Origin of the sequence: Paenibacillus jamilae (assembly GCF_050482105.1) — a bacterium.
Lineage (GTDB): Bacteria > Bacillota > Bacilli > Paenibacillales > Paenibacillaceae > Paenibacillus > Paenibacillus jamilae_B.
The window spans coordinates 1-14,844 of sequence record NZ_JBCNHI010000033.1; the positions used below are offsets into that span (position 1 = coordinate 1).

The 14,844-nt window shown below is 49.0% G+C and carries 8 protein-coding genes; 3 read left to right on the forward strand and 5 right to left on the reverse strand.

Translation table 11 applies throughout. From position 1 onward, the window contains the following. On the reverse strand, positions 1-5,234 hold a 5,234-nt coding region (locus tag ABEW32_RS24570), incomplete at its 3' end, for a WIAG-tail domain (protein WP_430192682.1). A gap of 189 nt (positions 5,235-5,423) precedes the next feature. Here ABEW32_RS24570 and fabV point away from each other — a divergent pair. Further along, a complete protein-coding gene (fabV, locus tag ABEW32_RS24575; RefSeq protein ID WP_430192684.1) occupies positions 5,424-6,611 on the forward strand; it encodes an enoyl-ACP reductase FabV in 1,188 nt (395 codons plus the stop codon). 296 nt (positions 6,612-6,907) lie between these two features. Beyond that, positions 6,908-7,060 carry a DUF1540 domain-containing protein gene (locus tag ABEW32_RS24580; protein WP_017426780.1) on the forward strand — a complete coding sequence of 51 codons (153 nt, stop codon included), beginning with the start codon at positions 6,908-6,910 and terminating at the stop codon, positions 7,058-7,060. Positions 7,061-7,155: 95 nt separating this feature from the next. Here the strand turns inward: ABEW32_RS24580 and ABEW32_RS24585 are convergent, their stop codons facing one another. Both ABEW32_RS24585 and ABEW32_RS24590 read right to left on the reverse strand, forming a co-directional pair. Continuing rightward, a complete protein-coding gene (locus ABEW32_RS24585) occupies positions 7,156-7,380 on the reverse strand; it encodes a hypothetical protein (RefSeq protein ID WP_430192686.1) in 225 nt (74 codons plus the stop codon). A 93-nt stretch (positions 7,381-7,473) separates the two neighbouring features. Beyond that, positions 7,474-7,845 carry a DUF4190 domain-containing protein gene (locus ABEW32_RS24590; protein ID WP_430192688.1) on the reverse strand — a complete coding sequence of 124 codons (372 nt, stop codon included), beginning with the start codon at positions 7,843-7,845 and terminating at the stop codon, positions 7,474-7,476. A gap of 221 nt (positions 7,846-8,066) precedes the next feature. Here ABEW32_RS24590 and ABEW32_RS24595 point away from each other — a divergent pair, with 221 nt between their 5' ends. After that, on the forward strand, positions 8,067-8,654 hold the full coding sequence (locus ABEW32_RS24595) for a hypothetical protein (protein WP_430192690.1): 588 nt from the start codon (positions 8,067-8,069) through the stop codon (positions 8,652-8,654). Between the two features lie 8 nt (positions 8,655-8,662). Here the strand turns inward: ABEW32_RS24595 and lpdD are convergent, their stop codons facing one another. Together lpdD and ABEW32_RS24605 are read right to left on the reverse strand one after the other, a co-directional pair. Further along, the gene (gene lpdD, locus ABEW32_RS24600) at positions 8,663-9,013 is read right to left on the reverse strand and encodes a prenylated flavin chaperone LpdD (RefSeq protein ID WP_430192894.1); all 351 of its coding nucleotides are present in this window, start codon (positions 9,011-9,013) and stop codon (positions 8,663-8,665) included. Positions 9,014-9,194: 181 nt separating this feature from the next. Next, positions 9,195-14,708, reverse strand: a complete 5,514-nt coding sequence (locus ABEW32_RS24605) for a S8 family serine peptidase (RefSeq protein ID WP_430192692.1) — start codon at positions 14,706-14,708, stop codon at positions 9,195-9,197. Positions 14,709-14,844 lie beyond the last annotated feature (136 nt).

Consider the following 14,844-nt stretch of genomic DNA (forward strand, 5'->3'; position numbering starts at 1 on the left):
TGGGCTGAGGTGATAGATTCCGGGGCCAGATGACTCGACTGGATGGTCTCTTCTGCCAAATGATTGGCTTGCACAGCTTCATCCGTAATGTGCCATGGCTGTACGGAATGTGGAGATATTTTGGCAGCGGTCACGACCTCATCTGCCAATTTATCGGTTGTAACGGACGCATCCTGTAATGCATCCGTCGATATCGACTGGGATGCCAGATGCTCACTCTGAATGGTTCCAGTGTACAGATGGTGCGATTGGATCGATTCTGCGGCAATGTGTACGGATTTCACTGCCCCCTCTGCTAGCGCTGTATCCTGTACTGCGCCATTCGCCAAATGCCGGGTGTGTACCGAATGTGCGGACAAATGCGTAGGACCAACGCTGCCTTCTGCAAGATTCGTCCCTTGCACCGAGTGAGCTGCCAGCTTCTCCGAGGTGATGCTTTCCGCTTGTAACGCACGACTAGACACACTATCTGGGGCCAGATGGCTCGCAAGTACCGCCGAAGACTGCAAGTGGGCTGAGGTGATAGATTCTGGGGCCAGATGGCTCGACTGGATGGTCTCTTCTGCCAAATGATTGGCTTGCACAGCTTCATCCGTAATGTGCCATGGCTGTACGGAATGTGGAGATATTTTGGCAGCGGTCACGACCTCATCTGCCAATTTATCGGTTGTAACGGACGCAGCCTGTAATGCATCCGTCGATATCGACTGGGATGCCAGATGCTCACTCTGAATGGTTCCAGTGTACAGATGGTGCGATTGGATCGATTCTGCGGCAATGTGTACGGATTTCACTGCCCCATCTGCTAGCGCTGTATCCTGTACTGCGCCATTCGCCAAATGCCGGGTGTGTACCGAATGTGCGGACAAATGCGAAGGACCGACGCTATCTTCCGCAAGATTCGTCCCTTGCACCGAGCGGGCCGCCAGCTTTTCTGAGGTGACACTTTCCGCTTGTAGCGCACGACCGGATACACTATCTGGCGCCAAATGGCTGGCATATATCACTGAGGACTGCAAATGGGCTGAGGTGACGGATTCTGACGCCAGATGGTTTGACTGAACGGCCTCATCTGCCAAATGATTGGCTTGCACAGCTTCATCTGTAATATGCCACGACTGCACTGAGTGTGCCGACAGCTTGGCGGCAGTCACACCCTCATCCGCCAATTTATCCGACGTAACGGATGCATCCTGTAGAATATCCGTCGATATCGACTGGGATGCCAGATGTTCGCCCTGTATAGTTCCAGTTTGCAGGTGATGCGACTGGATCGATTCTGGAGCAATATTTACAGATTTTACTGCTCCCTCTGCCAGTGCTCTATCCTGTATCGCTCCGGCTGCCAGATGCCGGCTGTGTACGGATTGTGCTGTCAGATGTGACGGGCCGATGCTGCCTTCTGCAAGATTCATCCCTTGTACTGAGCGCGCCGCCAGCTTTTCTGAGGTGACACTTTCCGCTTGCAGCGCACGACCAGACACACTATCCGGGGCCAGATGGTTCGTGAGCACTGACGAAGACTGCAAGTGGCGAGAGGTCACGGATTCAGAGGCCAGATGGCTAGACTGGATAGCCTCTGCTGCCACATGGTTTCCTTGCACAGCTTCGTCTATAATGTGCCATGGCTGTACCGAGTTGACCGACAGCTTGGCGGCAGTCACACCCTCATCCGCCAATTTATCCGACGTAACGGATGCATCCTGCAAAGCTTCGGTTGATATAGTCTGGGCTGCGATATGCTCTCCATGAATGGTTCCAGTGTGCAGGTGATGCGGCTGGATCGATCCCGGGGTAATGTGTACCGACTTCACTGCCCCTTTTGCCAGCGCTGTATCCTGTACTACACCGTTTGCCAAATGCCGGGCGTGTACGGACTGCGCAGACAGATGTGACGGGCCGACGCTGTCTTCCGCAAGATTCGTTCCTTGCACCGATTGGGCTGCCAGCTTTTCAGAGGTGACGCTTTCCGCTTGTAATGCTCGGCTGGACACACTTTCCGGCGCCAGGTGGCTCGTGAGCACTGCTGAACCCTGTAAGTGAGCTGAGGTGACGGATTCTGGCGCCAGATGGCTCGATTGGATGGCTTCATCTGCCACATGATTTCCTCGCACCGCTTCGTCTGTAATGTGCCACGAATGTACGGAGTGAGCTGACAGCTTGGCGGCAGTCACACCCTCATCTGCCAGTTTGTCAGAGGTTACAGACTCATCCTGTAAAGCATTAGTCGATATGGCCTGGGCTGCAATATGCTCTTCCTGAATGATTTCTGCTTGCAGATGCTGCGGCTGGATCGATTCCGGGGCAATGTGCGCGGACTTCACTGCCCCTTCTGCCAGTTCTCTATCCTGTACCGCTCCGGCTGCCAAATGCCGCGTGTGTACGGACTGCACAGATAGATGTGAAGGGCCGATACTGCCTTCTGCAAGGTTCATTCCTTGTACTGAGCGCGCCGCCAGCTTTTCCGAGGTAACACTTTCCGCTTGTAGCGCACGACCGGACACACTATCCGGGGCCAAATGCCTCGTCAGTACGGAGGAAGCTTGTAGGTGCACCGAGGTGACCGCTCCAGATGCTAGATGGGTCGAGTCCACAACTGCCACAGCCAAGTGGCTGCTTTGTACAGCTTCGTCCATAATATGCCCGGACTGCACTGCATGGGCTGACAGCTTGGTGGAAGTCACACCCTCATCCGCCAATTTATCGGACGTAACGGACGCAGCCTGCAAAGCATCAGTCGATATGGCCTGCAATGCAATATGCTCTCCTTGAATGACCCCGCTTTGCAAGTGCTCTGATTGAATGGATTCTGCTGAAAGATGCTCAGACTTCACAGCATTCTGGGCTAATATCGTTTCCTCTACTGCTCCTGCTGCCAAATGTTTGGTTTGTACAGCCTGTGCCGCCAAATGTTTGGGACCCACACTGTTTTCCGCCAGGTTGGAGGCCTGCACAGCCCGAGCCGCCAGCTTCTCGGAAGTGACGCTTTCCGACTGAAGCGCATGGCCGGACACACTATCCGGGGCCAGATGTTTGGTTTGGACCGAAGCCGACTGCAAATGGTTGGAGGTCACGGATTCAGGAGCAAGATGATTCGCCTCCACTGCTTCAACAGCCAAATGGTTGCTTAGCACCGCTTTATCCGTAATATGCCATGGCTGCACAGAACGAGCAGACAGCTTGGAGGAAGTGACACTGCCCTCAGCTAACTTAGGCGCAGTAATCGCCAAATCATTAATTTTATCCGTAGCCACACTTTCCGGCGATAATTTCAACGAAGTAACGGCATGATCCTGCAAATGATGGGAATACACCGCTCCGTTGGCCAAATGCGCGGTTTGAACAGCTCCTTCACCTAATATGTCTGCGGTAACGGACTGTTCTTGCAAGGCCGTGGTTCCGACACTGTCTTCCCCAAGATGCTTGCTCTGTATAGAGCTCTGGGCCAAATGGGTGGAATCAACCGATTGAGCCCGTAACGCCTTGCCACCCACACTGTTGTCGGCAAGATGGTTTTCACGGATTACTCCAGATGCAATGTGTGCGTGGGTAATGGCTTGAGACGCAATTTTATTGCCGGTGACCGCCCCTGTACCAATTTTAGTTTCTATCACCGCTTCATCAGCGATTTTGTCAGACTTAATAGCGCTTGGAGCAATGTGATTTTCCTTGACAGCCTGATTCGCCACATGATGATCCAGCACTGCACCCTTCCTTATTTTCTCGCTTGTCACAGCCCCGGCATGCAAATGTTGCTCCGTAACCGCCTCAGATGCAATATGATCTTTCCGAATAATTTCGGATTGAAGATGCACGGAAGAGACGGCCTCCGGAGAAATCTGAGCTCCTTGTATGGCTGCTGTTGCAATATGTCTGGTAAGTACTGCCTCATCGGCAATTTTGTGTGGGAGAATGCTCTGATCCGAAATTTTGGATGAAGTTACGGATTGATCGACAATTTGCAATGAGCCTACAGACTGATCTGCCAGTTTATTGGACTGAATACTCCGATCCGCAATATGCCGGGCTGTCACTTGGCCCGTTCCGAGCTGTTCTTCCCCAACAGAGCCAGGACTGAGATGCTTTCTTTCAATCGATCCTGCCTGAATATGCACACCGGTGACTGCCTCAGTTTCCAGATGACGCCCGCTGACAACACCTTCCTCCAATTGTTCTCTGCCTACAATTCCGTTGGTCAGCTGCTGGCGATTAATCGAACCAGGAGCTAGATGCCGGGCATGAACGGCATGCTCGGTCAGATGTGCGCTCTCAATGCTGCCTGCCTGGATTTTAGTTCCATCCACAGCACCATCCCGCAGTTTGGAGGTGGTCACAGACTGATCGCCCAGCTTGGAGCTATCGACAGCTTCATTCGCCAAATTGTTTGATTGAATCGTTCCGCTGCGAATTTTATCGGAGGTAACCGACTGATCTTGAAGCATATCTGAAGACACGATCCATTGCTTGAAGTGACGGCTCTCGATCGAGCCATTCGCAATATGATCGCCGCTAATAATTTTATCCGCCAGCTTTTCGGGCGTGATGCTGCCATCCCGAAGTTTTTCACCACTAATAGAGCGATCCTGCAATTTACTGCCTGCCACAGATGCGTCCGACAAATGTTCAACCGTAATGGAGTCGGGAGCAATCTTTGAAGCAGTCACAGCACCGTCAGCTATTTTAATGGTATGAACCGCATAATCTGCTAGAGATTCTGTGTGGATACTCTCTTGCTTCAGCTTGCTGGAATCTATGGAAGCGGGAGCAATCTTTTCACCTGTCACAGCGAGATCACTCAGATCATCTGTATAGATGAAAGCATTGTTTACATGTGGAGCCTTCTTATTGTTCAAAATTTCTTCCACATCAATTGGATCAGGCTCTGGCTCTGGCTCTGGTTCTGGTTCCGGTTCTGGCTCCGGTTCTGGTTCCAGCTCTGGTTCTAGCTCTGGCAGTGGAGGTTCTTCCATCAAAGCTGAAGTCTCCTCTACATCTGCAACCTCATTCTCTTTTTCATGCAGAGCCTCGACTTCAGGCTCGACAACTGTCTGTAGCTCCGACTCCACTGTAGTTGGGGGAGGCGGAGAAGCAACTTGATGAAGTCTTGCTTCTGTGTCCCTCTCCGCAGGCAGTGGCTTTGAGCGTTGTATCATACTTAACTCATTCAAATCCGGGTCAATCACACGATAGAGCGGCTTTTTGTTTCTGTTGGTTTTGCGGCTCTTGTTCTTCAAGCAGCTCTCTCCCTTCTCATGTTTATCGTTACAGCATCATATGCAGGCTCTTAGGCACTTGCCACCCTGTACAGGGATACACTTTTGGGTAAAAAGGATACTTACTGAAATCCACGTTTGAAAAAAAATTGTTAAAAGTTAAAATAGTAAGGGTGAAGATTGCTACAAGAAGAGAGGAACTACAATAACATGATTATCAAACCAAGAACACGTGGCTTTATCTGCACCACTGCTCATCCAGTGGGCTGTGCCCAACATGTTCAGGAGCAAATTGACTATGTACAAGCCCGTCCTGCTATCCAGGGACCTCGTAATGTGCTTGTGATCGGGGCATCTGCCGGATATGGGTTGGCTTCTCGAATTACGGCCGCTTTTGGTGCGCGTGCCAATACCATTGGTGTATATCGTCCTAGCAATGCTACGGCTACACGCACAGCATCAGCCGGCTGGTACAATTCTGCTGCATTTGAAAAAGCTGCTCAGGAAGCTGGGCTTACATCTTTAAGCGTGACAGGAGATGCTTTCTCGGATGAGGTCAAAGCCAAAACGGTGGAAGCCATTCGCGAAGAACTGGGACAAGTCGATCTGGTGGTTTATAGTGTTGCTTCAGGTCGCCGTATCCATCCTCGCACAGGCGAAACGTCTAATTCCGTGCTCAAACCTATTGGTGAGCCCTACACGAATAAGACCGTTAACTTCCACACCGGTGAAGTCAGCAGCGTGACGCTCGAACCGGCAACAGAAGAAGAAGTACAGGGAACTGTGGAGGTTATGGGCGGTGAAGACTGGAAATTGTGGATTGACGCCTTGCGTGCAGGCGGTGTACTCGCTGATCACGCGACTACCTTCTCTTTTTCGTATATCGGTTCCGATATTACCCAAGCCATTTACAGAGAAGGCAGTATCGGATATGCAAAAGATCATCTTGAAGCGACAGCTCGTCAACTGAACGACCAGTTGAAAATCACGGGGGGACGTGCTTTCGTCGCAGTCACCAAAGGACTCGTGACCCAATCCAGCTCCGCCATCCCTGTCGTTCCTCTATATATTTCCGCTTTATATAAGGTGATGAAGGACAAAGGGCTGCATGAAGGGTGCATAGAACAGAGCTACCGCCTGTTTGCCGAGCGTCTGTACGCACCAGAAACTGCTGTAGATGAAGAAGGTCGTATTCGTATTGATGATTGGGAACTGCGCGAGGATGTGCAGACAGAGGTTGCGAAAATATGGGAGGAACTGACGACCCAAAACATCTATGAATTATCCGATCTCGAAGGATATCGTCGCGAATTTTTCCAACTGTTCGGCTTTGAATTTGAGGGTGTGGACTACGATGCTGATGTTGATCCCATCGTAAATATTCCTAACGTGCGCTAAGTCTTTTAGTGCCGCCATTCTATACGAAAAAATAAAAAAGCTGTCTCTGGCAGAAGAACATTTCGCTCTGCATAGGGACAGCTTTTTGTTTTTAATTAAAAGGGAACTCTTGTGTCTGTTTTGGACTGCAACATGATGCAAACATTGCAATTTTAAAATTCATTTGATATTGTACAAGTAGGCATAGCAAAATCCCTCTTCTTACCAAGAGGGTAAACACGGTTGGACAAGTTCCACCTTGACTGACCATGATTGTATTTGCTCAGCCATCACATCCCTGTAAGGAGGTGAACAATATGGCAAAAGACGTTCTGTGCGAAGTCAACTCATGCACGTACTGGGCTCAGGATAATAAATGCAGCGCGAGCTCCATTTATATCGTAAGCAACAAGCCTGCGAACACTCACACGTCCGAAGAAACAGACTGCAAAACCTTTGAAGCAAAATAAACCTTAGTTTTCAAGCACAAACATAGTTGTATCATGAAGGGGCCCCTGCCAGGGTTCCTTCTTTCTTATAATTCTAACAAGAATGATAATTATTATCAAGTTCTTTTTGGCTTAAATAAAGACAAAAAAAAAGAAGCGTCACCCTGAACGAGTCGCTTCTTGTGCTTGACCTTTTGTAATTGTTCCTGCTTGGTCGGCTTTATTCGCGTGTGCTGTGAAATCTCGCCATAATGATCATTCGTTTTACGACTCTGTGCCGCGCAATAGATCCCGGCGCGTTTTGCCTTGCTCAGCGCCTTTTGTGTTTGAGTACGTGCCATACGGTTTCACTCTCCTTGATTGGACTCCTTTTATCATAGCATCCAATAGGCAAATCGTGAATGGTTTGTCTGACTCCAGCACTCTTTAATCCATTAAATGTCGGAAAAAATATCCGAGTCACCACTGGAGGCCGCCACAATAACAACAATAACCAAGAAAATAATGATCAGTGCATAAATCAGTGTGCCGATAATACTACATACCAGTCCAGCAATAGCCATACCTCTGCCTTGCTCGCCATGACGATTAATTTCCTTCAGGGAAAGACTAGACAAAATAATGCCCACAATTCCAATAATCAACCCAAGATAGGGAATGACAACAGACAGAATCCCAAGCACCATCGAGGCAACAGCTTTACTGTTTGTAGGTGGAACTACTGGGGGCTGGTTAAATGGGGCGTTATAATCGTTCGGCTCCTGAAAAGGATCGGAAGATCGAGGCTCCTTGTACAAGTCACTCATCTGTTTAATTCAACTCCAATAATTATAATAACAATATATAAGTTCTAGGGTACCACAATCTTACAAATCAGGACAGTACTTATTTCGGTTTTTTTAAATTAGAACATGGAGAAGAAAAGTATATTCTCTTAGCACTTTTGTAGATAGCCGGGCATACAGTATTGTACCTATTACAGATAAATTGCGCTCCATGAGAGCATCCTGCCAAGGAGGTCGGAGCTATGTTATATCGTGGAACATCCCGCAGAAAGGGCTCGCCTCACCAACGTTTACGTGCAAAGACACTTCGGAAAATATCTGCCGCCATGCTGCCGTTTTATAAAGCTATTGCAACTCGCCGTGCTTTTGCCGCCCAATGGTCGCGAGCTGTCGTTCAAGGCAACTTGGATCGGATGAAATCCCTCCTTTGCTCAGTAGCGCCATTTGCCGCCAAACAAGGCTTAGGCACGAATGGCATCGGCTACTTTATTTCCTTTTTAACTGAGCCACCGATGCTCTATTATACGAACGGTACGACGATTCCACCGGGGACGGTGCAGTTTACATTTGAGCCGAAGGTTCATCGCGCCATTGCCAAAGCCGTTTTTCCGCTGTATCGCGAATTGGCACGCAATGAATGCTTTGCTTCTGCCTTAGCCAAAGCGATCAATAGGCAGGATCAGCGTGCCGTTCAGGTAATGATCCGTAGTTTAATTCCATCCTCTGCGCTAAAATCTGTAGACATTGAGGATCATGGATTTGCATTGCTTTTTAAGTATCCCTTTAGTAAATATCCCTATCGCAATCTACTCTTTCAGGAGTTCACTTAAAAAGGTCGCTATAAGCGTACTTGCTTAAGTTCCTGAATGAGCTCTTTTCCCAATTGTATAGCCATGTCTGTCAGCACTTGGATTTCGTCCTTGGTTGCATGATCCAAATGTGCCCCGCTGCAAATGGCAAAGTTGCCTGCAAACTCCTTTCGCAAGCGGACTGCAATTTCTTCGGTAATATAAAATTCCTTGTGGTTTTGCAATTGCACGGTTTGAATCGGTTCGAGTCTCGCTCCTGCTGTGATGGTCCCCAAGTGAGGCTGATCGCCGCCTGAAATAAGCACAACGATATCTTTTCCCATAAAATAAGCATCCAGCACAAGACGGATACGTCCGCTTTCTTTTTGCAAATGAATCAACATGATCCTCTCCTGCTAAAAATTATTGTTGTGAAACGATTCACTTTATAGAGTACTATTCATTGTATCGCTTCCTGAACTGTTGGACAAATTTAAAAAGGCCCACAGCAGCCTCTCTTAACAGTGGCTTGCTGTGGGCCTGCATTGTATTCTAAAAAATCTTCTACCCCCTTACTTGCTGTTAACGGATCGTGATGGTATGCACTGCCTTACCGCTTGCGCTGTCATTATCCGTCACCATTAGCTCTACGGTATACGTTCCGGCTGTGGTGAATTTATGCTTCACCTTCGAGCCAACTGCCGTATCACCATCACCAAAATTCCAACTGTAGCTGACGATCTCACCATCCACATCACGGGAAGCTTTGGCATTAAATTGTACATTTTTGTTTTTCTTGGCTGAGTCATTCGCCTGAATAATAGCTACCGGCTTTTCATTCGATGTAGGTGGATTCGGACCAGGATCCTCTCCTCCACCTTGGGTTACATACAATCTTCCTGGCGCCTCCGTCTCCATTTCATTCCCCGCTGCATCCCTTACCCGGATCACGATGACTCCGCCTTCCAGGTTCAGAGAAGATGAAGTGAAATAAGTACCTTCATAGTGGCCTGACGAGGTTTCATTTAATGGAATTTCGTTGCGGGCCAGAGTCGACAGGTTAAAGGGCAGCTCCACATGGAAGAATGCCTCCAAGCCAGATGCACTGTCAAAAGATACTCGTACCGGCTGCCCTGGAGTGATGCGTACATCCTCAGCAGGGTTAATATTTTCAAGCTTCGGCAGCGCTGTATCGACATACACGGAGCGTGTAACAGTCGTTTCATTTTCGGCAAGATCCTTGGCCGTCACCGTAATTTGATTTTCACCTTCATTAATAAGCAACCGTTTGTTAAAGCTGCCGTCGCTTCCGAATTCAGCGGGCTCCCCGTTAATCGTCAATTCGCTGAGAAACTCATCATACACCGTACCGGTTACACTAACCACACCTGCGTTCGTACGGGCTCCTTCATCAGGTGAAGTCAGGATCAGACCCGGTTTAGTCTGATCAAGCGTCACAATCACAGGCTCGGATCGATCTGTTACTTTGCCGTATACTGCCGCTTGAACACTTAACGGATTAGCACCTGGCTGAAGATCGACCGCCAAACTGAATTGACGATCCTTCACTTTTGTTGTGCCAGCCAGTTCCTTGCCGTTAAAGAGCTGGATATCAGCTCCTTCTGCCGGAGAAGTTCCTGTGACGGTAATCGTATCTTCCTGCGTATATGTTGCCTTTGTAGGAGTTGTAATCGTTGGAGCATTCACCGGATATCTGACGATCGCCCGGATCATGTAGTTCCCTTCCTCTTCAGGCGATTGGCTCCATGTGCCGCTGACACCTTGCCAGCTGCGAAGCGCATTAGGGCTGTTTTCATCTGTAGCAAGACCTGGCGACTGTGTGCCTACAGCAGACTGTGTATATACGATGTAAAAATCACCTTGAACCGTCACTGGCTCTGGAAGCTGCACCGTCGTCCATTGTGTCTCATCCCGTACGGCGGTTCCGTCGAATGGACCAGCCAATAGTCGTCCAGGTGCTCCTGCTGCACCAGAAGCGTCATAGACAGAATATTGGAATGCCGTACCTCCCGGATTCGGGAAGGCAGGGTTCCAGAACAGCAGTGATGCTCCTGTCACTTGTGCCACTTCCGATTCAGGCGTCATTCTCACCGCCCATGAATTGCCTGCTGCGTTAAAGGCTCTGGCATTTTCTCCTGTGCCGTCATCGTAGGCGATGCCTCCTTGAAAACCGATGAAAGGCTTCAACGTGATGTTCGCTTCAACATTACCGTTTGGAGGAGCCGTGACAGAAATACTGTCACTATAATAATTTTCGGCTGCGATGGACAATGTATATGTTCCTTCCAGCACGTCCAGCGTAAATTCTCCAGCCTCATTCGTCTCTACTGGAGCAATACGTGCATCTTCCAGCACCAATACTTTCGCTTTTTGAATCGGTTCACCAGATTGCTTGTCGGTGATAACCCCATGAATCGTACCGTGTGGGACAGCTTGAAGACTAAAGTTCGCTCTGATGACTTTGTTATTCTCAATCGTAACTGCTTTGGTCTGAGGCACGTAACCGTAGGCTTCGGCCTTCAGCGTATAGTCACCCGCTACATGAGTGAAGCTGTATTTGCCTGTGGTTGGGTCTGTTTTCACCGAACGTCCGGTTTCCAGTACCGTAACCGTAGCACTAGCTGGAAGACTGTCGAGACCGACACGTCCACGATCCACCGATGTTTCTGCCGGCTTCACTTTTTCCTGGAATTCACTCTTTTCAGTGCTTGTAATTTTGTACAGCGGGAATTGTTCCTCCGCTTTTTCCAGCTTGATATTGGACTCAGGTACGATATCCTTGGTCACGGTCGAAGCTGGAACACCCAGCACACGGAAATCGTCAATATACCAGCCATTCTTGTTCACACTATTATCCGACTTCAAGCGGAAGCGAACTTGAATCTCATTGCCGGTATAGCTATCCAGATTGTAATAAACAGGAGCCCATTTTTTACCACTTGTACTATGCGAGAATTTACCCAACTCACTCCATGTGTCGCCATTGTTTTTGGATACTTCTACATATCCGTAATCATAGCCGCCTTCAATTTCAAACCAGTGGTTGAAGGTCAGCGTGGCGTTGCGTATACCATTCAAATTAATTTTTGGAGAAACCAGTGAAAAGTCGGCACCATTCTCATAGTTACTATCGAGATCGGTGGCCCATACATTTGGTTTGGACACTGCGCTCTCCGGTCCTACCTCCTTAGGAATGCCGCGTTCCCATTCATCCTTGGTACCGGAATGAGTCCAGCCATTGTCTGAGCTGCCGTCAAAATGATCGCTATACAGCGTATCCGGCACGTCCACTCTCAATGAAGCCTCGTTCGACTTGACACCTTCGTTACCACTATAATCCTCGGCCGCCACCGCATAATGATAGGTCGCACCACCCACGGTGATCGTATCCGTGTAGGTCAGCCCAGTGGTTGTACCGATGGAAGTATAATTTTTGCCGGACTGGGTAGAACGATACACCTTGTACTGCTTCACATCTTCATCAGAGGAAGCGCCCCAGGCGAGTGTGACATTGCCCACAGTATCTGCTTCTGCAGTCAAATGGCCAGGGGCAGCAGGTGCAACGCTGTCTGGTTCCTGAATGGACAGATCGTCAATATACCAGCCATCTTTCACGATCGTATTGTCACTAGTAAAGTTGAACAGGAGATATACCTTTTGCCCCGCGAATGCTCGCAAATCAAGATATTGTGTTTTCCAGCCGTTGCTGGTTCCAGTAAACGATAATACCTGCTCAAACGCATTCTGATTGTTAGTGGTCGCTACATACACTTTGCCGAAATCAGAATTATTTTCGAGATCATACCAATGTTTGAAGCTGACCAGTGCCCCTTTGGAACTCTCAGTCAGATCAATTGGAGGGGCCACAAAATAACTGTTGGAGTTGGTCTGGTATTGGCCTTCGAGATTGGTCGCAATGACCTTTGTACCCGAATGTGCGCCTTTAGGGCCGCTTGTCGGTGTTCCCCATTTCCAAACACTGCCCTGACCCCCGATATTGACACCGGCGATGTCTTTCTCAAAGTCTTGTGTGTAGCCCGGTTTAACACCTTTGGAGACATTCACCTTATATACTTCCGTTTCAAAGCCATTATTGCCGAAATCATTTACACGAATATAGTATTCCAAACCTTTGCTATCCACCAAAAAGGTCGGAATGGACGCCTGATATGTACCGTCTTTGCTGTCTCCAGAAGTCCGCTCCAACGGAATATACACATAGTTTGACGAACCTGCTGTTTTGGCAAATGCCTCAACGGCTGTTACGCCTACATTATCTGTTACATGAGCAGTTAAAGGTATATCAATACCCTCGAATGCAGCTGCAGGCGGTGTATGCTCAAGAACAGGCGCTTCCAGATCGTCGCCACCCGTTACGACTTTACCAGATACAGAGCCCAGACCCTGCATGACAGATCCGACTGCATCAAGTGCATTAATGACGCCATGTCCATACCCATTGTTTGGCGAAGTAGGGTATGTGCTATCTGTCCGAGGGGTAGCTGTGTTTTCCAGAATTTCCTCCAGCTGATCCACGGTAAGAGAATGATTCGCTTGCAGCAATAGAGCAGCAAGACCCGCAACATGAGGCCCCGCCATGGAAGTACCGTTATATCCACCTTTATAGCCGCCACCAGCCACGGATGATCGGATATTTACTCCCGGTGCGGAAACTTCGGGCTTGATCTCACCATAAGGTGAGGGTCCCAGCAACGAAAAGCTTCCCAGTTTATCATTGATATCGGTTGCCCCCGTGGCAAAGGATTCCGGATAGTTAGCCGGATTGGCTACTGATCCAGGTCCACCCGGATTGGAGAGAGAGGTATTCCCTGCGGAGAATTCGGGGAAGATTTGAGCATCCCGCCATGCCTGAACTACAGGCCGAAACCATTCATCAAGACCCGGTCCGCCTCCCCACGAGTTGTTCACTACATCTGGAGCAAGCTCGGGATGAAGATTACCTTGGGCATCTTTTGGCGCAAGCAGCCATTGACCACCGTCCAGTATAATGGCATCCGTCGTTTCCGGATTAAAAATCCGAACCGCAATCCACTTCGCACCAGGAGCAACGCCCACTCGGTTCGTTCCATTTTCCTCGGAGCCAACCATCGTGCCCATCGTATGCGTTCCGTGGGAATCGTCTTCCTGATCGACTGGTAGCGCCGCATGGCTATGCGGATCATACCAGCTCAGCTCTGGATTCACGATATTGCCTGCTGCGTCCAGACCACGCCATTTGCGATGCAGGGCCGGATGCGTATAGTCAACGCCTGTATCGAGGTTGGCGACCACGATTCCGGTTCCGTCAATTCCTTTTTCCCACACTTGAGGTGCGTTAATATGGGATATGTTCCATTCCACTGTAGACGGGTCCACCGCAGTCTTGCCCGTATTGCCGGGCAATGCCGATGTTTTGCCATCGTCCTTTTTCGGTTCTACAGCTTTTTGTGCTGTGTCAGACTTTGACGTTTCCGCTGTTGCTGCCGTAGCTGTTCCAGTCGCTTTGGTGCCTGTGTCTTCTGGCTGCTTATCAATCGTTACCTTTTGCAAGTAACGTGTTTCATTCGGCAAAATTTTATCGACCTCAGGCAGCTTCGAAATATGATCCAGCACCTCCTTGGTGCTCGTGACAGCTAAAGCATTGACTATAAAATAGCTTTTATATTCCTTTACTCCGCCGCTCTCCGATTCCTTATCCAAATAGCTTTCAAGTCCATATTGGGTTCTGGAAGCCGTTTCACGCAGAGAGCTGATTACATGGCTGCGCACAGCCATTTTGGCAGCGGAAGGGGTTATTTTCTCAAGTGAAGCCTTTTGGAGAGCATTTTTGGAAACCTTGTCGGTATCTACCTGTTCCTTTAATTTGACCAAATAGGTAACATAGTTGCTCTCTTCAAACTGTTTGGTCAGCTTCGGGGATACCTTCGCGGTCGTGACCTTGTGCGAGGCTGATTTTAGCTCCAGCTTGGAGCCATCCGGGGTGTTATTCGCTAAAGCGGGTTGAACAAATGAAAAGGCCATAAGCAAAGAGAGTCCAATAGATAATGGTTTCTTGAAACGTCTAGGTTTAATCAATTACTTCTCCACTCCTTTTACTAGGTTTAATGATTCCGGAATAACCTGTACAAGAGTCAGACCTCATGCCTTGCACATCAAACACACGAATTGCGCAATATGATGTGTTGCGACCACCTCCTTCATAGATTATAAA

Excerpts from the sequence above, each read along its gene's own strand:
- ABEW32_RS24595 (WP_430192690.1), top strand. The coding sequence starts at position 8,067 with ATGTTATATCGTGGAACATCCCGCAGAAAGGGCTCGCCTCACCAACGT.
- fabV (WP_430192684.1), top strand. The coding sequence starts at position 5,424 with ATGATTATCAAACCAAGAACACGTGGCTTTATCTGCACCACTGCTCAT.
- ABEW32_RS24590 (WP_430192688.1), bottom strand. The coding sequence starts at position 7,845 with ATGAGTGACTTGTACAAGGAGCCTCGATCTTCCGATCCTTTTCAGGAG.
- ABEW32_RS24585 (WP_430192686.1), bottom strand. The coding sequence starts at position 7,380 with ATGGCACGTACTCAAACACAAAAGGCGCTGAGCAAGGCAAAACGCGCC.
- ABEW32_RS24580 (WP_017426780.1), top strand. The coding sequence starts at position 6,908 with ATGGCAAAAGACGTTCTGTGCGAAGTCAACTCATGCACGTACTGGGCT.